This is a genomic window from Pseudescherichia vulneris NBRC 102420, from assembly GCF_000759795.1.
Classification (GTDB): Bacteria; Pseudomonadota; Gammaproteobacteria; order Enterobacterales; family Enterobacteriaceae; genus Pseudescherichia; species Pseudescherichia vulneris.
The window spans coordinates 35,766-55,367 of the sequence record NZ_BBMZ01000016.1 but is presented as its reverse complement, the minus strand read 5'-3'; the positions used below and the strand labels follow the sequence as shown (position 1 = coordinate 55,367).

19 protein-coding genes are annotated in these 19,602 nt (G+C 59.2%); 13 read left to right on the top strand and 6 right to left on the bottom strand.

Going from position 1 to position 19,602, the window contains the following annotated elements:
- Nucleotides 1–250: 250 nt before the first annotated feature.
- The 4 genes from hslO to EV102420_RS14790 all read right to left on the bottom strand — a co-directional run bounded on the left by hslO (nt 251) and on the right by EV102420_RS14790 (nt 4,443).
- On the bottom strand, nt 251–1,129 hold the full coding sequence (hslO, locus tag EV102420_RS14805; protein WP_042393133.1) for an Hsp33 family molecular chaperone HslO: 879 nt from the start codon (nt 1,127–1,129) through the stop codon (nt 251–253).
- A 23-nt stretch (nt 1,130–1,152) separates the two neighbouring features.
- Nucleotides 1,153–1,554, bottom strand: a complete 402-nt coding sequence (gene hslR, locus EV102420_RS14800; protein WP_042393130.1) for a ribosome-associated heat shock protein Hsp15 — start codon at nt 1,552–1,554, stop codon at nt 1,153–1,155.
- 10 nt (nt 1,555–1,564) lie between these two features.
- Nucleotides 1,565–2,233, bottom strand: a complete 669-nt coding sequence (gene yrfG, locus EV102420_RS14795) for a GMP/IMP nucleotidase (RefSeq protein ID WP_042393128.1) — start codon at nt 2,231–2,233, stop codon at nt 1,565–1,567.
- A 62-nt stretch (nt 2,234–2,295) separates the two neighbouring features.
- A complete protein-coding gene (locus tag EV102420_RS14790) occupies nt 2,296–4,443 on the bottom strand; it encodes an intracellular growth attenuator family protein (RefSeq protein WP_042393124.1) in 2,148 nt (715 codons plus the stop codon).
- A gap of 268 nt (nt 4,444–4,711) precedes the next feature.
- Here EV102420_RS14790 and nudE point away from each other — a divergent pair, with 268 nt between their 5' ends.
- The gene (nudE, locus tag EV102420_RS14785; protein ID WP_042393123.1) at nt 4,712–5,272 is read left to right on the top strand and encodes an ADP compounds hydrolase NudE; all 561 of its coding nucleotides are present in this window, start codon (nt 4,712–4,714) and stop codon (nt 5,270–5,272) included.
- Between the two features lie 94 nt (nt 5,273–5,366).
- On the opposite strand, the gene mrcA is transcribed toward nudE, so the two are convergent.
- Nucleotides 5,367–7,919, bottom strand: a complete 2,553-nt coding sequence (gene mrcA, locus EV102420_RS14780) for a peptidoglycan glycosyltransferase/peptidoglycan DD-transpeptidase MrcA (RefSeq protein WP_042393121.1) — start codon at nt 7,917–7,919, stop codon at nt 5,367–5,369.
- 120 nt (nt 7,920–8,039) lie between these two features.
- Here mrcA and EV102420_RS14775 point away from each other — a divergent pair, with 120 nt between their 5' ends.
- The 12 genes from EV102420_RS14775 (at nt 8,040) to trpS (ending at nt 18,092) form a co-directional block, all read left to right on the top strand.
- Complete coding sequence (locus EV102420_RS14775; RefSeq protein WP_042393119.1) at nt 8,040–8,822, top strand: type IV pilus biogenesis protein PilM; 783 nt, start codon at nt 8,040–8,042, stop codon at nt 8,820–8,822.
- Entirely contained in the window at nt 8,822–9,361 is a 540-nt protein-coding gene (locus EV102420_RS14770) for a PilN domain-containing protein (RefSeq protein ID WP_042393117.1), read from the top strand. Before EV102420_RS14775 ends, EV102420_RS14770 begins: the two co-directional genes overlap by 1 nt.
- The gene (locus EV102420_RS14765) at nt 9,345–9,812 is read left to right on the top strand and encodes a HofO family protein (protein WP_115084471.1); all 468 of its coding nucleotides are present in this window, start codon (nt 9,345–9,347) and stop codon (nt 9,810–9,812) included. The genes EV102420_RS14770 and EV102420_RS14765 overlap by 17 nt, the downstream gene beginning before the upstream one ends.
- Nucleotides 9,802–10,209 carry a HofP DNA utilization family protein gene (locus tag EV102420_RS14760; protein WP_042393115.1) on the top strand — a complete coding sequence of 136 codons (408 nt, stop codon included), beginning with the start codon at nt 9,802–9,804 and terminating at the stop codon, nt 10,207–10,209. The genes EV102420_RS14765 and EV102420_RS14760 overlap by 11 nt, the downstream gene beginning before the upstream one ends.
- Nucleotides 10,118–11,359: a DNA uptake porin HofQ gene (gene hofQ / locus EV102420_RS14755; protein WP_042393113.1), complete on the top strand. Its 1,242-nt coding sequence runs from the start codon at nt 10,118–10,120 to the stop codon at nt 11,357–11,359. Before EV102420_RS14760 ends, hofQ begins: the two co-directional genes overlap by 92 nt.
- 306 nt (nt 11,360–11,665) lie before the next feature.
- On the top strand, nt 11,666–12,187 hold the full coding sequence (aroK, locus tag EV102420_RS14750; RefSeq protein WP_003861630.1) for a shikimate kinase AroK: 522 nt from the start codon (nt 11,666–11,668) through the stop codon (nt 12,185–12,187).
- Nucleotides 12,188–12,241: 54 nt separating this feature from the next.
- Entirely contained in the window at nt 12,242–13,330 is a 1,089-nt protein-coding gene (gene aroB / locus EV102420_RS14745) for a 3-dehydroquinate synthase (RefSeq protein WP_042393110.1), read from the top strand.
- A 91-nt stretch (nt 13,331–13,421) separates the two neighbouring features.
- Complete coding sequence (gene damX, locus EV102420_RS14740; RefSeq protein WP_042393108.1) at nt 13,422–14,753, top strand: cell division protein DamX; 1,332 nt, start codon at nt 13,422–13,424, stop codon at nt 14,751–14,753.
- Between the two features lie 65 nt (nt 14,754–14,818).
- The gene (gene dam, locus EV102420_RS14735) at nt 14,819–15,643 is read left to right on the top strand and encodes an adenine-specific DNA-methyltransferase (RefSeq protein ID WP_042393106.1); all 825 of its coding nucleotides are present in this window, start codon (nt 14,819–14,821) and stop codon (nt 15,641–15,643) included.
- A gap of 17 nt (nt 15,644–15,660) precedes the next feature.
- On the top strand, nt 15,661–16,338 hold the full coding sequence (gene rpe, locus EV102420_RS14730) for a ribulose-phosphate 3-epimerase (RefSeq protein ID WP_042393104.1): 678 nt from the start codon (nt 15,661–15,663) through the stop codon (nt 16,336–16,338).
- Nucleotides 16,331–17,095, top strand: a complete 765-nt coding sequence (gene gph / locus EV102420_RS14725; RefSeq protein ID WP_042393103.1) for a phosphoglycolate phosphatase — start codon at nt 16,331–16,333, stop codon at nt 17,093–17,095. Before rpe ends, gph begins: the two co-directional genes overlap by 8 nt.
- Nucleotides 17,088–18,092, top strand: a complete 1,005-nt coding sequence (gene trpS, locus EV102420_RS14720; protein ID WP_042393101.1) for a tryptophan--tRNA ligase — start codon at nt 17,088–17,090, stop codon at nt 18,090–18,092. Before gph ends, trpS begins: the two co-directional genes overlap by 8 nt.
- A gap of 112 nt (nt 18,093–18,204) precedes the next feature.
- On the opposite strand, the gene cysG is transcribed toward trpS, so the two are convergent.
- Complete coding sequence (cysG, locus tag EV102420_RS14715) at nt 18,205–19,578, bottom strand: siroheme synthase CysG (RefSeq protein WP_042393100.1); 1,374 nt, start codon at nt 19,576–19,578, stop codon at nt 18,205–18,207.
- Nucleotides 19,579–19,602 lie beyond the last annotated feature (24 nt).

The following is a 19,602-nucleotide window of genomic DNA, read 5'->3' as shown; positions in this document are numbered from 1 at the left end:
GCTGGTGAAAAAGTGGTTACATGTCCCGCAAGCGAGACAAATTATGGCAGGATTCATCTCATGCATAGCGAATATGCTTCATAAAGGGAAAATGCAGGTCAATTTATCGGTAAGATTGTGAGTGTAATCGCTTTCTGGTAACAAAATTACGTAATGGTTTCAGGAGATACTTGGCCAGAGCGGCTTATATTGCGGGAAAAAATAGGGGAAAGCAGCGCGCCGTCGGGCGACGCGCTGAGAGGGAGAATAATCAGTGTACCTGCGGATCGGCAGGGGAGGCGTTGTTGCGGATTTCGGCGATATCCATCGCGTTAAACAGATAGTGGCTGCCACAGTAGTCGCAATGCATATCGATTTCACCTTCCTCTGCGAGGATGCTCTCAATCTCCTCATCCGGCAGGGTTTTCAGCGCCCCGGCGCAGCGTTCACGGGAGCAGGTGCACTTGAACTCAACGTCCTGCGGATCGTAGAGCGTTACCTCTTCTTCGTGATACAGACGCCACAGCACGTCGTTGGCCGGCAGGGTAAGCAGCTCTTCCGTTTTGATGGTGTCGGTCAGCGTCGCCAGGTGCTCGAAGTCATTAGAGTCGGTATCCTGGGCTGGCAGCACCTGCAACAGCATGCCCCCAGCGGCTGGCTGGCCGTCGACCTCGCCGGTGCGGATGTAGAGGCGGGTCGGCAGCTGTTCTGAACGCATGAAGTAGTCTTCCAGGCACGCCGCCAGCGTATCGCCTTCCAGACCGACCACGCCCTGATAGCGCTCGCCCTCTTCCGGCGTAATGGTGATCACCAGATAGCCGTTGCCGACCAGCGCTTTCAGATCGGCATCGTCTGCGATCTCATCCTGAACACGCGCCACACCGCGCAGCTGCTGTTTGTTATTGCCGTTGATCACCGCCAGGCTCATCGGGCCATCGCCCTGCAGCTGGACGGTAATGTCTCCGGCAAACTTCAGCGTGGCGGTCAGCAGGCTGGTGGCCACCAGCAGCTCCGCGAGGATATTTTTCACTGGCTGCGGGTAGCTGTGGTTTTCAAGGATCTGTCGCAGGCTTTCGGATACCGTTACCAGCTCGCCACGCACAGCGTAGTTTTCAAACAGATAGCGGTGTAATTGGTCGTGTTGGGCCATAATTATCTCTCTAGGGGCGACGACTACTCGTCATCACCGTATTTAAATTTCATCAGGTCGCGGCGCTCTTTTTTATCCGGGCGGCGCTCCGGGTGCGGCATCGTTAACGCGTTCAGCTTGCGGGCTACCGCCATCTTCTCGCGTTTTTCAATACTTTCCGCCGTCTCTTCATACAGCGCCACCGCCTCGCTTGCCGGTCGGCGCTGCTCGGTGATGGCTTTCACCACCACCGTGCGTTCATCATTTCCCTGACGCAGCGTCAGGATGGCGTTCAGCTCGACGGTTTTCCCCGGCTTGCTGCGTTGCCCGTTGTAGTGCACCTTGCCACCCTCGATCATCTCGCGGGCCAGGGCTCGGGTTTTGTAAAAGCGCGCCGCCCAGAGCCATTTGTCTAAGCGGACTTCTTGCGCGGGCTTCTCTTTCATCGCATCTCCTTCACTTCAGTGAGGGGATCAGGCGGCGATAGTCGTTGAGTCCGGGATGGCGCTGATAGCGCTTCTCCACCAGCCCGGAGTCAGGGTTGGTGACGCCGAGGCAGTAACGAATACCGAATGCCGCCGCCGCATCCAGAATCGGCTCGCTGTCATCGATAAACAGCGTCTTCTCCGGGTTCAGACCGGTAGCGTCAACAACGGCCTGCCACAGGCGTTGATCCTCTTTCGGATAACCAAATGTGTGGGTAGAAAGTAATAAATCAAGGTGTGCGCCCAGTCCGGTATGCTCAAGCTTCACCGCCAGATTGTGCGGATGCGCGTTCGTGAGCAGAATTCGACGCTTGCCGCAGGCCTTCAGCGCATCCAGGAAGGGCACGGTATCTTCCCGCATAACGGCACGCGGACCCTCGGCCGTGGTCATGGCACAAATATCAAGGCCGAGACGTTCGCTCCAGTAGTCCAGACAGTACCAGTTTAGCGTATGCTGCACGGCATGATACTCCGCCTGCATCTGCGCCTGTGCCTGCAACGGCGTCAGGCCGCGTGTGGCACCGAAGGTTTCCGGGACCAGCGTCTGCCAGAAGTAGTTATCAAACGCCAGATCTAGCAGCGTGCCGTCCATATCCAGCAGCACGGTCTCCACGTCCTGCCAGTTGATATCAATATGCATGAGAGACTCCTGCGAGCGGATAAGCGCGACAGGGTAGCATACCCCGGCGCGCACTGCGTTTATCAGATAAAGCGATCGGATGGGCTATCGGAGGCCTGCAGCAGCTGCGGGTTCAGGCAGCTGTCGTAATACTCCTGAATATCGGCAAGGCGTGAGCGGTGACGCTGGTAGCGGCGTACCGCCTGAACGGCGTTATAGAGGGTGCAGAGGATCATCGCCAGCAGCAGCAGGGCGGTACCAATATAGCGCCACAGCCCGGCGCTGGATGGCATCCGGTGCAGGCTGACATGCTTCGTCCCGTTGGCATCGGTATAGATATTGGTGACGATGCCTTCAGCGCTGAACGGGGTCTGCATCAGCATTTGCGCCAGCCGCTGGAACTCGTTCCACTGTTCTTGAGGGGGGAAATCATACAGGGCGATGGGCGGCCAGGGCTGATCCACCAGCTCGCTGCCTTCATCGCTGGCGATCACAAACCCACCCGGTGCCGGGCTGTTAAGCGCCTGGGCAGCGCGTGAGGTCTCGCGCAGCAGGAAGGGGGCGGTCGAGGTGGTCACCAGATTATCGAGCGATTCGGCGCTAACCGGACGCAGCAGCACGTTTACGCCGCTGAGCCTGCCCGCGCTGGCGCGTTTGGTCAGCGTGTCCCAGTCTTTGGTGTTGCCGAGGTTAACGAGCGCATTCTTAAGCCGGGCGCATTCATCTTCGGCAGAGCAGAGGTCCTGCGTTTTCAGCACGATCTCGGCGAAATCATCTAACAGCACCATGCCCGACTTCTGAATCGCCGAACGCAGCGCGGCGCTAACGTGGGAATCCTCCTCGCTGGAGGGGTGCAGCTGGCGGTTTACCGCCTGGATCAGCGCGTTCGCTTTATTGACGATATCGGATTCCGGCAGCGGCAGCGGCGGTGCGTCGTTCCAGATGATTTGCGAGCAGTCGAACGGTGAGAAAGGCGAGTTTTGCCGCCCGCGCCAGTTCTCCTGCATATGGATATTGCACATGCCGGTGCCGTGGATGCTCAGGGTATCGCCTACCCGCAGCCCGGCCTGCTCCAGCTGGCTGACGCTGGTGGCCTCGACGGTCTGGGCACCTTTCATCCACGACAGGGTGAATTTAACCGGCATATCCAGCGGCACCCAGATCAGCAGCAGAACCAGCACCACCAAGGCACCGAGGGAGATAATCGCGCTGCGCAGCCAGTGCTGTAAGGGGAAGTTGATCGCTTCGTCATGCAGGGATAAAAACCGCCCCTGGCGCACGACGTGGCGGTCGAGATAGATATCAATATCGGTCTGCTGACCCAGATCCTGCGTAATGTAGGGCTGCCAGTGGCGGGGATAGATCAGATCGATAATCCCCAACGAGATATTATTAATCTGCTCCTGGTTGTTCTCGCCAAACAGCCCCCAGCGGCGGGGCGTGCCGCGCAGGCAGTGGATCTCGCGCAGGGTATTTTTCGCCGGTGGAGCGAAGATCCCCCACAGCCCGGCGGCGAGCAGCATGACCGCGCCCCCGGCCATCCACGGCACAAAAACATCCGGCGTGGCGAGGCAGAAATAGAACAGCAGGAATGAGGTCACAATCAACAGCGCTTCCCGCAGGCCGTCTGGGCGACTCAGGGCATACTCCTCCCGCGTCTCCTGACGAATGTTCAGCAGCTCAATCTGTTCGCTCTCTTCACCACGAATCGACGTCTGGGTAGTGGACGGCAGCTCCAGCGCGTAGCCGCGTGCTTCATGAATAGAGTCGCTCAGCGTATGGCCGTTGAGGGAGATCACCAGCGGCAGCGTATCGGTACGGATAAGCTCAACCACGTTCTCGTCGGTAATATACTGCTCCCAGAACGGCGGCAGATGCACTTCAACCGAGTCGAGGAAGTAGCGCCATTTATTGAGATCGTCACTGTTAATGCCGTAGCGCGTGATCGAGTGGGTAACGGAGAGCACCGTATTGCTTTGCGCATTCAGGGTGAGGGAGATCGGTGCGGCGGTGGCACCCGTCAGGCCAGGCGCCTGCTGAGTACGGGACAGCGTCTCGATATAGGCTTCAACCGCGCTCCGCTCTTCCGGCGTAAGCTTACGGTTCGCCGCCCCGGCAAAATCTGGCAGGTACGGCAGACGGAAGCGACGGTGCGAACGTCGTCTTAAGAACCACCCTGCAAGGAGAGCGCAGGCCAGCATAGCAGCGATAAAAATCAAAATGGTGCTCATGCTTTTCCCATCTTACTTTTCTTACAGAGGTGTAGTCGGTGCACCTTGTTGGCGAAGCGAATAGTAGCAGCGCGCGATGGTAACAAAGCCGTGTCGTGGACCATATCAGCAAATTCTTAGTTTTATTTCAATCTCTTGACTTTCCTGGCTAAATGATTAATGCCACAACTCTAAGTTGCATAAATGTAAATAAAAGGCAATTGCCGTTGCCGAAACCGTGCGGTTTGCCGCACAATGATGAAAGTTTTCACTCTAAAGACCCATCAGAATGAGCAAATCATTGCAAAAACCCACCATTCTTAACGTAGAAACGGTCGCTAAATCTCGCCTGTTTAACGTCGAAAGCGTGGACCTGGAATTTAGTAACGGCGTTCGCCGCGTGTACGAGCGTATGCGCCCCTCGACCCGTGAAGCCGTTATGATTGTCGCCATTGTCGATGAGCACGTGATGCTGATCCGTGAATATGCCGTCGGCATTGAATCCTACGAGCTCGGGTTCCCGAAAGGGCTTATTGACGCTGGCGAGAGCGTTTATGAGGCGGCGAACCGTGAGCTGAAAGAGGAGATCGGCTTTGGTGCTAACCAGCTGACCTTCCTGAAAAAGCTCAGCATGGCGCCCTCCTACTTCTCCAGCAAGATGAACATTGTGGTTGCGGAAGATCTCTATCCGGAGTCGCTGGAAGGGGATGAGCCAGAGCCGCTGCCGCAGGTGCGCTGGCCGCTGGCACATCTGATGGATCTGCTGGAAGACCCGGATTTCAACGAGGCCCGCAACGTGAGCGCGCTATTTTTAGTGCGCGAATGGCTGAAAGGGCAGGGACGGCTGTAAATTCAGTCACGCCCGGCGGCGCTAACGCTTGCCGGGCCTACCTCGACAAAATGTAGGCCGGGTCAGGCGAAGCCGCCACCCGGCATTTTACACGCTAGAAGAGCTCGTGCGTCTCGCCGTTATCGATAAGGGTTGTACCCACCTCATGCACCGCCTGCTGGGTTGGCTGCGTGCCTTCAATGAAGTACTCCTGACGGCTGTTGCCCCCGTTAGCCAACTGTCCGGTGCTGCGATCGATATTCACCGTCACAATACCCGGCGGCGGCGTGAGCGGTGCTTCCGGCACGCCGTCCAGCACGCTTTTCATAAAGGCATCCCATGCCGGCTGGGCACTCTTCGCCCCCCCTTCATAGCCTGAGATCTGATCCTTAATCGCGCCGGAGGCGGTGGTACGGCCCAGATCGCGGCGGTGATCGTCAAAGCCAATCCACACCGAGGTGACGACGCCAGGACCGTAGCCGGAGAACCAGGCATCTTTCGAGCTGTTGGTGGTGCCGGTTTTGCCGCCGATATCGTTGCGCTTGAGATCGCGCCCGGCACGCCAGCCGGTACCCTGCCAGCCCGGTTCGCCAAAGATGTTGCTGTTCAGCGCGCTCTTAATCAGGAACGAAAGCGGGGTGTTGATCACATGCGGCGCATACTGCGGCGCGCCGGTCTGCGCCACCAGCGCCTGGTTGGCCTGCTCAAGCTGCGGCATAGGCACGGTGAGGTTCTGCTGCTCCTGCGACACGGAGACGTCTTCAACGTTGCTGTTCTCCAGCACATTGGACTTCTGCGTCTCACCGTAGATCACCGGAATATCGCACTCCGCACAGGCCACCTTCGGCTGCGCTTCAAACAGCACCTTGCCCTGGTCGTTTTCGATCTTGCTGATAAACCACGGGTCGATCAGGAAGCCGCCGTTCGTCATGACCGCATAGCCGCGCGCGACCTGCAGTGGGGTGAAGGAGGCGGAGCCGAGCGCCAGCGACTCGGTGTGAACAATGTTCTGGGCCGGGAAGCCGAAGCGTTGCAGGTACTCCGCAGCGTAATCGACGCCCATCGCCCGCATGGCCCGCACCATCACCACGTTTTTCGACTGGCCTAACCCCTGGCGCAGACGAATAGGACCGGCATACTCCGGCGGCGAGTTTTTCGGCCGCCAGTCGGAGCCTGCGCCCGCATCCCAGCGTGAAATCGGCACGTCGTTAAGAATGCTCGCCAGCGTCAGCCCTTTGTCCATCGCGGCGGTATAGAGGAACGGCTTGATGTTGGAGCCGACCTGGCGCAGCGCCTGGGTGGCGCGGTTAAATTTGCTCTGGTTGAAATCAAAGCCGCCGACCAGGGCTATCACCGCTCCGTTCTGCGGATTGATGGAGACCAGAGCCGAGTTCACGTCCGGCACCTGCGCCAGCCACCAGGCGTCGTTCACCTGGCGAACCCAAATCTGCTGTCCGGCCTGTACCGCATCGGTCACCCGGCGCGGCGTCGCGCCCTGAGCGGTATCCGAGCGGAAAGGACGTGCCCAGCGCACGCCGTCCATGCGCAGCGACACTGACGTGCCGTCGGCCAGCATCGCTGTCGCTTCCTGGGCATTGGCCTGCATCACCACGGCAGGGAGCAGCGGCCCATAGGTCGGCAGCGCCCGCAGAGAGTCGGTGATTTTTTTGCTATCCCAGGGACTTTCGCCCAGCTTCCACAGCACGTTTGCCGGTCCGCGATAGCCGTGACGCATGTCGTAATCCATCACGTTGTCGCGTACCGCCTTCTGGGCCGCCTCCTGTGTCTTCCGCGTGATGGTGGTGTAGACCCGATAGCCATCCTCATAGGCCTTCTCGCCGTAGCGCGACACCATATCCTGGCGCACCATCTCCGAGAGATAAGGGGAGGAGAAGGCGATCTCCGGCGCGTGATAGTTGGCATCAATGGCTTCACTGCGGGCGCTGTCGTACTGCGACTGGCTGATATAGCCTTCGCTCAACATCCGCGCCAGCACCACGTTACGCCGCGAGGTGGCCCGGTCGAGAGAGTAGAGCGGGTTGAAGGTAGAGGGTGCTTTTGGCAGCCCGGCAATCACCGCGATCTCGCTCAGGGTCAGCTGGTCGACTGACTTACCAAAATAGACCTGTGCCGCCGAACCCACGCCGTAGGCGCGGTAGCCGAGGTAGATCTTGTTCAGGTAAAGCTCAAGGATCTCATCCTTGCTCATCATCTGCTCAATGCGGATCGCCAGGAAAACCTCTTTCAGCTTACGTATCAGGGTCTTTTCCGGACTGAGAAAGAAGTTACGCGCCAGCTGCTGCGTAATGGTACTCGCGCCCTGAGAAGCGTGGCCGGAGAAGAGCGCGACGCTGGCGGCACGGAAAATCCCCACCGGATCGACGCCGTGATGCTCATAAAAACGGCTGTCTTCCGTGGCAATGAAGGCTTTAACCATAACAGGCGGGATCTGATCCAGGGTCAGCGGAATGCGGCGCTTTTCGCCGTACTGCGCAATCAACTCGCCGTCGGCGGTGTACACCTGCATCGGAATTTGCAGCCGCACGTCTTTCAGCGTGGCGACGTCAGGCAGCTGTGGCTCAATAAATTTGTAGAGGCCATAAACCGAGCCTGCTCCCAGCAGAATGCAACAAACTGCAAGGATAAATAGATACTTTACGAACTTCACCGGAGATTTCCCATTTAGTTTTCTTTGGGCAGTTTATAAACAATCGCGGCGTAGTATAAAGGCAAGCCTGATGCATTGATATAGCCGTCACCCCGACGAACGATAAGGAGATCGCGATTTATGGCAATCAGTCGCTGGCGAATAGGCCTTCATATTCAGCAGGATGGCGTCTATGCCATCGCGCTGATGCAGGAAAAATCCTGCTCTGCACTGCGCCGCTGGTGGCAGCTGCCCCTGGAGGCGGGGACGATTATCGACGGGCAGATCAGGCAGCCCGAACGCCTCCAGATGGCGCTGCAGGGGTGGAGTAAAACCCTGCCGCGCAGGCACCAGATTAGCCTCGCTTTTCCGGCCAGGCGTACGCTGCAAAAGCGGCTTCCACGTCCTACCGTCCGGCTAGGCGAAAGCGCCCAGCTACAGTGGGTGACCAACAACTTCGCCCGCGAGCTGGGCATGCCTGCCGACGACCTGCGCATCGACTACACCGATGACAGCGTACAGCGCGCCTGGAGCGTGACGGCGGCACAGAACAGTGACGTTGCCGCCCTGATGACGCTGGCGGATAACCTTAACCTGCATCTCTCGGCCATCACCCCTGACGCCTGTGCCCTACAGCGCTTTATCCCGCTGCTTGCCCCGCCGCTGCGCTGGCTGGCCTGGCGTGACGCCTCCCAGTGGCTGTGGGCAACGCGCAGCGGCTGGGGACGGCGCGCCCATGAAGAGGCCGGTACCTTTGACGATCTGGCCCAGCTGCTGGGCCTGCCGCTGGCGGAGGGCACGCTTTGCGATGCCGGACCGGGCAGCTTCGATCCCTGGAGCGCCATTGCCCGGCTGTCCCCACCGCTACCGGAAAACGGCGCGGCCTGGGCGGTCGCCATTGGCCTGGCGCTGGGAGGTGAGTAGTGGCGCAGGCGGTTAACTTTCTTCCCTGGCGTGCCCGGCAGCAGCGCCGCTGCCTGCGGGTCTGGATAACGATCTTCTCTGCTACCGTGCTGCTGATTGTGCTGCTGGCCGCGATGCTGCGAATGCACGCGCTACAGGAGAACCAGCGGCTAAGGCAGGTGCAGCAGGCGGGCGTAACATTGCAGGTAGGGCTGGCCCAGCGACATGCGCGCCTGCTTGCCCAGCAGGCAGAGCGGCAGGCCCGACAGCAGCGTGACCAGCGGTTACAGGCCACGCGGGAGTGGCAGCAGACGTTAACCCGTCTGGCTGACATGCTGCCAGAGCAGGTCTGGCTGAGCGAGCTGCGCTTTCAGCAGGGCACGCTGTCGCTGGCAGGCTATGCGGTGAGTTTTATGGCGCTAGGTCAGTTGGAAAAGGCGTTAAACGCGATCCCCGGCCTGCGAATGGATAAGCCCGGTGCCGCCTCGCGGGATGCGCAGGGACGCTGGCAATTTAATTACACTCTGCTTTTGGACGTGCCCCATGCACCTCAACCCTGAGCGTTGGCTCTCGCTCTCTGCCCGTAGCCGGGGAGCCATCTGGCTGACAATGGCCTTAGGCTGCACCGTGCTGGCCTGGCTGCTGGCGGTACGCCCGTGCATGCGCGAGCAGACGCAGCGGCTGACTGAGATCCGAGCCCAGCAGCAGAGCCGCAGCCAGCTGTGGGCAAGCGCGATGCCGCTGCGCCAGGCAGAGGAGCAGGCGACGACCGCGATCCTGCCCGAGCGTGCTTTTTCCGCGCTGGCTTTCCAGACCGGCAGCGCCCGGCTGCTGAGCTGGCATCCGAACGCCCACGGCGGTGAGCTGGTGCTGCAAACCGGGTGGCAGGATGTCCCCGAGACCTTTGCCCGCCTCGCCGAACAGCGTATGCAGGCCACCGCCTTTTCATTGGCGCTAAAAGAGGGCGTGCTGCATCTGCGCCTTGAGCTGGAGAGCAGCGATGGTTCCTGACTCACGCCGGGCGTGGCTGCTTGTGCTGCCGCTGCTGCTCGGCATGCGCGATCCTTTTCAGCCGCTGCCGGACCGCTGTCAGACGGCGACGCTGGCCCAGTGGCGCTACCAGGGTTTTATTGACGTTAATGGGCACCGCCGGGGCGTGCTGCGTAACGCCGAGGGACGGTGGATCAGAGCGGCGGCGGGAGAGCGCCTGCCGCCCGGCTGGCAGGTTGTCTCGGTCACTGAGCAGACGTTGCACATTACCACCGCGGCAGGCTGCGAACCGGCGCAGTGGCAGTGGCAGCGACAAGGAGCTAAGGATGAAAAAATGGATAACGGCAGCAGGGCTGCTTCTCAGCATGCTGCCAGCATGGGCAAAAAGCCCGGTCCCGGTGACGCTGGTCGTCGATGATGTTCCGGTGGTGCAGGTGCTACAAACACTTGCAGAGCTGGGGCGGTACAACCTTATCGTTGCGCCAGAGGTCAGCGGCACGATCTCTCTGCATCTGGTAGACGTTCCGTGGAAGCAGGCTCTGCAAACGGTGATCGCCAGCGCGGCACTGATCGTGCAGAAAGAGGGCAGCGTTCTCCAGGTGCATACCCAGGCGTGGGGAGAGCAGCAGCAGGAGAAGCGTGAGGCCGACAAGGCGAAGCAGCAGAGCGCTCTGCCGCTGGTGGAGAAGAGCGTTACGCTACGCTATGCCGAGGCGGAAGAGCTGGCCAAGGCAGGAGGAAAGCTGCTCAGCCCGCAGGGCTCGATGATGGCCGACAAACGCATGAACCGCCTGCTGCTCCGTGACAATGCGGCGTCGATACAGGCTATAGCGCGCTGGATCGCAGAGATGGATCTGCCCGTCGCCCAGGTAGAACTGGCGGCACATATTGTAACGATTAATGAAAAAAGCCTGCGCGAGCTCGGGGTAAAGTGGACGCTGGCCGAGGCGCAGGCGGCAGGGAAGATTGGCGATCTCACTACGCTCAGCAGCGATCTCTCGGTGAGCGATGCCACGACGCGCGTGGGGTTTAATATCGGACGCATCGATGGCCGCATGCTGGACGTCGAGCTGTCGGCCCTCGAGCAGGCGCAGCAGCTGGAAATCATTGCCAGCCCGCGCCTGCTGGCCTCCCATCAGCAGCCTGCCAGCATCAAGCAGGGGAGCGAAATTCCCTATCAGGTCTCCAGCGGTGAGAGCGGCGCGACCTCGGTCGAGTTCAAGGAGGCGGTGCTGGGCATGGAGGTCACGCCGACGGTACTGCCGGACGGCAGGGTGCGTTTGAAACTGCATATCAGCCAGAATATGCCCGGTCAGGTGCTTCAGCAGGCGGATGGCGAAGTGCTGGCTATTGATAAGCAGGAGATCGAAACCCAGGTCGAAGTCGGCAGCGGCGATACGCTGGCGTTGGGCGGCATCTTTCAGCAACAGAATAAATCCGGCAGCGAGAGCGTGCCTGGGCTGGGCAGCGTACCTTGGCTGGGCCGCCTTTTTCGCCACGACGGTAACGATAACGAGCGGCGCGAGCTGGTGGTTTTCATCACGCCACGCCTTATGCCGCTGCATTAAGGCATGAAGGATACGACCCAAATATGATGATTTTTGCCATGAACTGAACTCAGGTGTTTGACGTGAGAGATGAATTAGCTTACAAGGAGTACCGATTTTGAGCGTCAGCTACTCCCGTCTTACCTCAATTGGCCTCTTCGCAAGGTTGGTGATTTATTCAGTTGCCAAAACAGCGCGAGTATTGAGATAATTTTCAGTCTGATTCTCGAACTTACGCATATGAGGTTTCAGTTCATGTCCTGCTCCGCCAGGTGTCTGCGAAGTGGGTTTACCATTAACGAATAGTCTTATAGTAGTACCGAAAAAATGGCAGAGAAACGCAATATCTTTCTGGTTGGGCCTATGGGTGCCGGCAAAAGCACTATTGGGCGTCAGTTAGCTCAACAACTCAATATGGAATTTTACGATTCTGATCAAGAGATTGAGAAACGAACCGGAGCTGATGTGGGCTGGGTCTTCGATGTAGAAGGTGAAGAAGGTTTCCGCGATCGCGAAGAAAAGGTCATTAACGAACTGACCGAGAAGCAGGGCATTGTGCTGGCGACAGGCGGCGGCTCTGTGAAATCCCGCGAAACCCGTAATCGTCTCTCCGCCCGTGGCGTAGTGGTGTATCTGGAAACCACTATCGAAAAGCAGCTGGCTCGTACTCAACGCGATAAAAAGCGTCCCCTGTTACAGGTGGAGACGCCGCCGCGAGAAGTTCTCGAAGCGCTGGCCGACGAACGGAATCCTCTCTACGAAGAGATTGCCGACGTCACCATTCGCACAGACGATCAGAGCGCAAAAGTAGTCGCAAACCAGATTATTCATATGCTGGAAAGCAACTGATTCTGGCTTACTATAACGCCTGCAGGTTTACGCAATTAAGGTGGATGTCGCGTCATGGAGAGGATTACCGTCACTCTTGGGGAACGTAGTTACCCAATCACCATCGCGGCTGGTTTGTTTAACGATCCAGCTTCCTTCTTGCCGTTGAAGTCAGGCGACCAGGTGATGCTGGTCACTAACGAGACGCTGGCTCCGCTCTATCTTGAAAAAATCCGCCATGTTCTTGAACAGGCGGGTGTGCGGGTTGACAGCGTCGTGCTGCCGGACGGTGAGCAGTACAAAAGCCTGGCGGTACTGGATACGGTTTTCACCGCCCTGTTGCAGAAACCTCACGGGCGCGATACGACGCTGGTGGCTCTTGGCGGCGGCGTGGTAGGCGATCTAACCGGCTTTGCGGCTGCGAGCTATCAACGTGGCGTGCGCTTTATTCAGGTGCCCACCACGCTCCTTTCTCAGGTCGATTCGTCCGTTGGCGGCAAGACGGCGGTGAATCACCCTCTTGGCAAAAATATGATCGGCGCGTTCTACCAGCCCGCCTCGGTGGTCGTCGATCTCGACTGCCTGGCGACGCTTCCCGCGCGCGAACTCTCCTCTGGCCTGGCTGAAGTCATCAAGTACGGCATCATTCTTGACGCCGCGTTCTTTGGCTGGCTGGAAGAGAATCTCGATGCGCTTTTGCGCCTCGACGGTCCCACCATGGCCTACTGCATTCGCCGCTGTTGTGAACTAAAAGCCGAAGTTGTCGCTGCGGACGAGCGCGAGACCGGCTTACGTGCTTTACTCAACCTGGGCCACACGTTTGGTCACGCTATCGAAGCTGAAATGGGCTACGGTAACTGGCTGCACGGTGAAGCGGTGGCGGCGGGAATGGTCATGGCAGCACGCGCGGCTGAACGCCTCGGTCAATTCAGCCGGGACGATACGCAGCGAATCATTACCTTACTCACGCGCGCTGGCCTGCCGGTCAACGGTCCGCGGGAGATGTCCGCAGCGGCGTATATTCCTCACATGCTGCGCGACAAAAAGGTGCTGGCGGGCGAGATGCGTTTAGTCCTGCCGCTGGCGATAGGGAAGAGTGAAGTCCGTGGCGGAGTGCCACACGATGTTGTTCTTGGCGCCATTGCTGATTGCCAGCAGGCGTGAAAACGAAAAAGGTCTGGCCACGCCAGTCGTGGTGTTTAACTTTGGGCAATGCGCACGAGTGGTTGGCATTAGCCTTTGAGTGGGGTGTTAAATGGATGAATTCAAACCAGAAGACGAGCTGAAAACCGATCCCAGCGATCGTCGCCCTGGTCGTACGCGCCAGTCTTCTGACCGCGACAGCGATCCGCAGATCAACTTCGACGATGTCGATCTGGACGCTGACGATCGTCGCCCTTCACGGACGCGTAAAGCACGTGAAGAGGTTGACGAAAGCTATGAGGAAGAGGAGCTGGAAGAGAGCGCCGTGGATGAGGAGCGCGTAGAGCGTCGCCCTCGCAAGCGTAAAAAAGCCCCTGCCGCTAAACCTGCTTCCCGCCAGTACCTGATGATGGGGCTGGGGATCTTGGTTCTACTCCTGCTGATCGTGGGCATCGGCTCTGCGCTGAAGTCCCCTGCCGATAAGTCCGGCAGCGAACAGGCCTCCTCGGAGAAGAGCGTCAATCTGTCAGATAACGCCGCCGACCAGGCCAACGGCACGCAGCCTGCACCGGGCACGACCTCGGCTGAGCAGACGGCAGGTAATCCGCAGGATGTCTCTCTGCCACCCATCGCCTCTACGCCAACCCAGGGGCAGACGCCTGCCGCGCCGGAAGGACAGCAGCGTGTTGAAGTGCAGGGCGATCTGAACAACGCCCTGGCGCAGCCGCAGAACCAAAACCAGGTAGACAGCGTGGCGGTGAACTCCACTCTGCCAACCGAGCCTGCTACCGTTGCGCCGGTACATAACGCGAAAGCAGCAGAGTCGCGCCAGACCGCCGCGTCTGAGCGTCAGGCCTCCGCAACCGAGCATCGTGCAGCACCGCGCACCGAGCGCCAGCAGACGGTAATCGAGCCGAAGCCAGCCCAGAGCGCGCCGAAAGCAGCAGTCCAGCCGAAGCGCACCGAGACGGCGGCCACCACTGCGCCAGCGGCGAGCACGGCCCAGCCAAAAGCAACGGCCAGCGCAGCCCCTGCGGCGAAGCCGTCTGCAGCGGTAACAGCAACGGCACCGACCCAGTCGGCGAAGCCTGCCACGACCCCAGCGCCAGCCGCCACCGCACCGGCAGCAGCGCCTGCGGCCACGGCCAACGCCTCTACCGGCAACGTGGGTTCCCTGAAGTCAGCACCGGGCAGCCACTACACGCTGCAGCTGAGCAGCTCGTCGAACTACAACAACCTGAACGCGTGGGCGAAGAAAGAGAATCTGAAAAACTTCGTGGTTTATCAGACCTCGCGTAACGGTCAGCCGTGGTACGTATTGGTGAGCGGTGTCTATGCGTCGAAAGATGATGCTAAACGCGCCGTCTCTACGTTGCCAGCCGACGTGCAGGCGAAAAACCCGTGGGCGAAGCCGCTGCATCAGGTGCAGGCCGATCTCAAGTAATGAGTAAAGCGCAAATGCTGTCGGGCTTACGCCCCAGCTGCAAAGGGTGTCATTAGTTAGTCAGCATGAAAAAAAATCGCGCTTTTCTGAAATGGGCAGGGGGGAAATACCCCCTGCTCGACGACATTAAAAAGCATTTACCACCGGGTGAGTGCCTCATTGAACCCTTCGTCGGGGCCGGGTCGGTATTTCTGAATACCGACTTTTCTCGCTATATCCTCGCGGATATTAACAGCGATCTGATCGGTCTCTACAATATCGTCAAAACCCGCACCGATGAGTACGTCCTCAACGCCCGCGAGTTGTTTACGCCGCAGCATAACCATGCTGAGGTCTACTACCGGCTGCGTACCGAGTTCAACCAGTGTCGGGATCCGTTGCGGCGTGCGGTGCTGTTTTTATATCTTAACCGCCACGGCTATAACGGCCTGTGCCGCTATAACCTGCGCGGCGAGTTTAACGTGCCCTTTGGCCGGTATAAAAAGCCCTACTTCCCGGAAGCCGAGCTGTACCACTTTGCTGAAAAGGCCCAGAACGCGGAGTTTCGCTGCCTCTCGTATGAGGCGTGCATGGAGCTCGCCGACGCTAACTCCGTGGTCTACTGCGATCCGCCCTATGCACCGCTCTCCGCGACGGCGAACTTTACCGCCTACCATACCAATAGCTTTAGTCCGCTAGAGCAGGTACGTCTGGCAGAGATGGCGGAAATACTGGTCAGCAAGCAAATCCCAGTGTTAATTTCGAATCACGATACGCCGGACACCCGTGAGTGGTACAAAGCCGCGACGCATTTTCAGGTTAAAGTGCGCCGCAGCATCAGCAGCAACGGTGGCACACGCAAAAAGGTGGACGAACTGCTGGCGCTCTATCGCCCGGCAGACAAAAAATAGTTCTCAAGGAGATGCGGATGAAACAGTATTTGATTGCCCCTTCAATTCTGTCGGCTGACTTTGCCCGCCTGGGCGAGGACACCGCTAACGCGCTGGCAGCCGGTGGCGACGTGGTGCATTTTGACGTCATGGATAACCACTACGTCCCTAACCTGACGATGGGGCCGATGGTATTGAAAGCCCTGCGCGACTATGGCATCACCGCCCCCATTGACGTCCACCTGATGGTGAAACCGGTAGACCGGCTGATCCCGGATTTCGCTGCCGCAGGGGCGAGCATTATTACTTTCCATCCCGAAGCCAGCGAGCACGTCGACCGCTCGCTGCAGCTGATCAAAGAGCATGGCTGTAAAGCGGGGCTGGTATTCAACCCGGCGACCTCCCTGAGCTGGCTTGACTACGTCATGGACAAGCTTGATGTGATCCTGCTGATGTCCGTTAACCCCGGCTTTGGCGGCCAATCCTTTATTCCCCATACGCTCGACAAGCTGCGCGAAGTGCGCCGTCGCATTGATGCCTCCGGCTACGACATTCGCCTTGAAGTTGACGGCGGCGTGAAGGCGGATAACATCGGTGAAATTGCCGCCGCGGGCGCAGATATGTTTGTTGCGGGCTCGGCCATTTTTAACCAGCCGGACTACCGTAGCGTGATCGATAAAATGCGCAGCGAGCTGGCAAAGGTTCATCATGGCTAAAAAAATCGACGGAATTCAGGCTATTGCCTTCGATCTCGACGGTACGCTGGTTGATAGCGCCCCGGGTCTGACCCACGCCGTAGACCAGGCGCTTTATGCCCTGGAGCTGCCCGCCGCCGGTGAGGCGCGGGTGGTGACGTGGATCGGCAACGGCGCTGACGTGCTGATGCAGCGTGCGCTGGCATGGTCTCGTCAGGAGCATGCCAGCCAGCGTGCGATGGCGGGCAAACCGGCTATCGATCACGCGGCCATTCCTGAAGAGGAGCAGGCCCGCATTCTGCGCAAGCTTTTCGATCGCTACTATGCCGACGTGGTTGAAAAGGGCAGCTTTCTCTTCCCGGACGTCGCCGCTACCCTGGCCGCCCTGCATGAAGAGGGCTATCCGCTGGCGCTGGTAACCAATAAGCCGACGCCGTTTGTTGCTCCCCTGCTAGAGGCGCTGGATATCGCCCGCTATTTCACGTTGGTGATCGGCGGTGACGACGTCAAAAATAAAAAGCCGCACCCGGAGCCGCTGCTGCGGGTGGCTGAGAAGCTAGGGGTGGCACCGCAGGCGCTGCTGTTTGTCGGCGATTCGCGGAATGATATTCAGGCGGCGAAGGCGGCTGGCTGCTGTGCCGTGGGCCTCACCTACGGCTATAACTACGGCGAAGCCATCGCCCTGAGCGAGCCGGATCACATCTTCGACCATTTCAAAGAGTTACTGCCCGCGCTTGGGCTTCCATATAGTGAACATCAGGAACAGAAAAATGACTAAGCCCATCGTCTTTAGTGGCGCACAGCCCTCAGGTGAACTGACCATCGGCAACTATATGGGTGCGCTGCGTCAGTGGGTAACCATGCAGGATGACTACGACTGCATCTACTGCATCGTGGATCTCCACGCCATTACCGCCCGTCAGGATCCAGAGAAGCTGCGTAAGGCCACTTTGGATACGCTGGCGCTCTACCTGGCCTGCGGAATCGATCCCGAGAAGAGCACCATTTTCGTTCAGTCCCACGTGACGGAGCATGCGCAGCTCGGTTGGGCGCTGAACTGCTACACCTATTTCGGCGAGCTGAGCCGCATGACCCAGTTTAAAGACAAGTCAGCGCGCTACTCTGAGAACATCAACGCCGGCCTGTTTGACTACCCGGTGCTGATGGCGGCAGATATCCTGCTCTATCAGACCACCCAGGTCCCGGTCGGTGAGGATCAGAAGCAGCATCTGGAGCTGAGCCGCGATATCGCCCAACGCTTCAACGCCATCTACGGCGACGTGTTCAAAGTACCGGAGCCGTTCATTCCGAAATCCGGCGCGCGCGTGATGTCCCTGCTGGAGCCGACCAAGAAGATGTCCAAGTCTGACGATAACCGCAACAACGTTATCGGCCTGCTGGAAGATCCAAAGTCGGTGGTGAAGAAGATCAAGCGTGCGGTAACCGATTCCGAAGAGCCGCCGGTGGTGCGCTACGACGTGAAGGAGAAGGCGGGCGTCTCTAACCTGCTGGATATCCTCTCTGGCGTGACTGGGCAGAGCATTGCCGAGCTGGAGCAGCACTTCGAAGGTAAAATGTACGGTCACCTGAAGGGTGAAGTTGCGGATGCGGTCTCCGGCATGCTGACCGAGCTTCAGGAGCGCTACCACCGCTACCGTAATGATGAAGCCTTCCTGCAGCGCATTATGAAAGAGGGTGCCGAGAAAGCCAGCGCCCGCGCCGCAGAGACGCTGAAAGCGGTATACGAAGCGATTGGCTTTGTTGCTAAGCCGTAAAGAGTACTGTAGGCCCGGTAAGCGCAGCGCCGCCGGGCGTTTCTCTGCTGATGCAGTAACGCCGGGCGGCAGCGTTGCCTTGCCCGGCCTACGATGATTACGATGACTATTATTAGTGGTGCGAGAACCAGTTCAGCTTGTCGCGCAGGGCGACGACGCGACCAACGATAATCAGCGCCGGACTCTCAACCTGCTGCGCCAGCGTACCCAGCTCGCTCAATACCCCGCTCACGACCCGCTGCTGTACCGCCGTGCCGTTCTCCACCAGCGCCACCGGCATATCCGCCTGCATCCCGTGCTCGATCAGCTTCTGCTGGATCGTTACGGCCTGATTTAGCCCCATATAGAACACCAGGGTCTGCTTCTCTGCGGCCAGGTTCTCCCAGTCCAGCTCGCCGCCGGTTTTCAGGTGGCCGGTGATCAGCCGCACGCTTTGAGCGTAGTCGCGATGGGTCAGCGGAATGCCCGAGTAGGCGGAGCAGCCTGAGGCGGCGGTAATGCCCGGCACCACGGAGAAGGGGATCCCCGCATGGCACAGCGTCTCCAGCTCTTCGCCGCCGCGACCAAAGATAAACGGATCGCCGCCCTTCAGGCGCACTACGCGCTTGCCGGACTGCGCCTGGCGCAGCAGGATCTGGTTAATCTCCTCCTGCGGCACGCAGTGGTAGCCCGCACGTTTACCGACAAAAATACGGTCGGCGTCGCGGCGCACCAGGTTCATAATGTCGTCCGAGACCAGACGGTCGTAGACCACCACGTCCGCCTGCTGGATCTGCTGGAGGCCCTTCAGCGTTAGCAGCCCGGCATCGCCCGGCCCCGCGCCAACCAGCACCACTTCCCCCCGGTTATCGAGCGGCGTGTTAAACAGCGACTCCGTCTCGTTGTCGATGGCAAGGCGATCGCTGTTGGCCAGATACTGAGCAAGACGGTCGTTGGTGAAAAACTTCTCCCAGAAGCGGCGGCGCTCGGCCATGGTAGCGAAGGTGGCTTTCACTCGTCCGCGCAGGGTGCCGGCGTAGCCAGCAATTTTGCCGAGGTGCAGTGGCAGCAGCGACTCCAGCTTTTCCCGCAGCAGGCGCGCCAGTACCGGCGAGGTGCCGCCAGAGGAGATCGCTACCATCAGCGGCGAGCGGTCGATAATCGACGGCATGATAAAGCTCGCCTCTTTCGGCGCATCAACCACGTTACAGAAGATACGGCGCGCTTCCGCCGCATCGCTGACCTGCTGATTGACCGCATCGTCGTCGGTCGCGGCAATCACCAGCCAGCAGGGATCGAGCAGCGCCTCATCAAAGTGGCCCTCTACCAGAGTGACCATGCCTTCGTCCGCCCACGCGGTAAACTGCGGATCGAAGTGCAGCGCATTGACGGTAAGGCGCGCACCGGCTTCCAGAAGCAAGCGGGCTTTACGCTCTGCGACATCGCCACCGCCGACGAGCAGGCAGTCGCGATCGCGTAACTGGCAAAAAATAGGAAGATGGTGCACGACATAAACCTCGTTGTAGTTTTT

Coding starts and splice junctions, on each gene's coding strand:
- hslO (WP_042393133.1), bottom strand. CDS start 1,129: ATGGCCCAACACGACCAATTACACCGCTATCTGTTTGAAAACTACGCT.
- hslR (WP_042393130.1), bottom strand. CDS start 1,554: ATGAAAGAGAAGCCCGCGCAAGAAGTCCGCTTAGACAAATGGCTCTGG.
- yrfG (WP_042393128.1), bottom strand. CDS start 2,233: ATGCATATTGATATCAACTGGCAGGACGTGGAGACCGTGCTGCTGGAT.
- EV102420_RS14790 (WP_042393124.1), bottom strand. CDS start 4,443: ATGAGCACCATTTTGATTTTTATCGCTGCTATGCTGGCCTGCGCTCTC.
- nudE (WP_042393123.1), top strand. CDS start 4,712: ATGAGCAAATCATTGCAAAAACCCACCATTCTTAACGTAGAAACGGTC.
- EV102420_RS14775 (WP_042393119.1), top strand. CDS start 8,040: ATGGCAATCAGTCGCTGGCGAATAGGCCTTCATATTCAGCAGGATGGC.
- EV102420_RS14765 (WP_115084471.1), top strand. CDS start 9,345: ATGCACCTCAACCCTGAGCGTTGGCTCTCGCTCTCTGCCCGTAGCCGG.
- EV102420_RS14760 (WP_042393115.1), top strand. CDS start 9,802: ATGGTTCCTGACTCACGCCGGGCGTGGCTGCTTGTGCTGCCGCTGCTG.
- hofQ (WP_042393113.1), top strand. CDS start 10,118: ATGAAAAAATGGATAACGGCAGCAGGGCTGCTTCTCAGCATGCTGCCA.
- aroK (WP_003861630.1), top strand. CDS start 11,666: ATGGCAGAGAAACGCAATATCTTTCTGGTTGGGCCTATGGGTGCCGGC.
- aroB (WP_042393110.1), top strand. CDS start 12,242: ATGGAGAGGATTACCGTCACTCTTGGGGAACGTAGTTACCCAATCACC.
- damX (WP_042393108.1), top strand. CDS start 13,422: ATGGATGAATTCAAACCAGAAGACGAGCTGAAAACCGATCCCAGCGAT.
- dam (WP_042393106.1), top strand. CDS start 14,819: ATGAAAAAAAATCGCGCTTTTCTGAAATGGGCAGGGGGGAAATACCCC.
- rpe (WP_042393104.1), top strand. CDS start 15,661: ATGAAACAGTATTTGATTGCCCCTTCAATTCTGTCGGCTGACTTTGCC.
- gph (WP_042393103.1), top strand. CDS start 16,331: ATGGCTAAAAAAATCGACGGAATTCAGGCTATTGCCTTCGATCTCGAC.
- trpS (WP_042393101.1), top strand. CDS start 17,088: ATGACTAAGCCCATCGTCTTTAGTGGCGCACAGCCCTCAGGTGAACTG.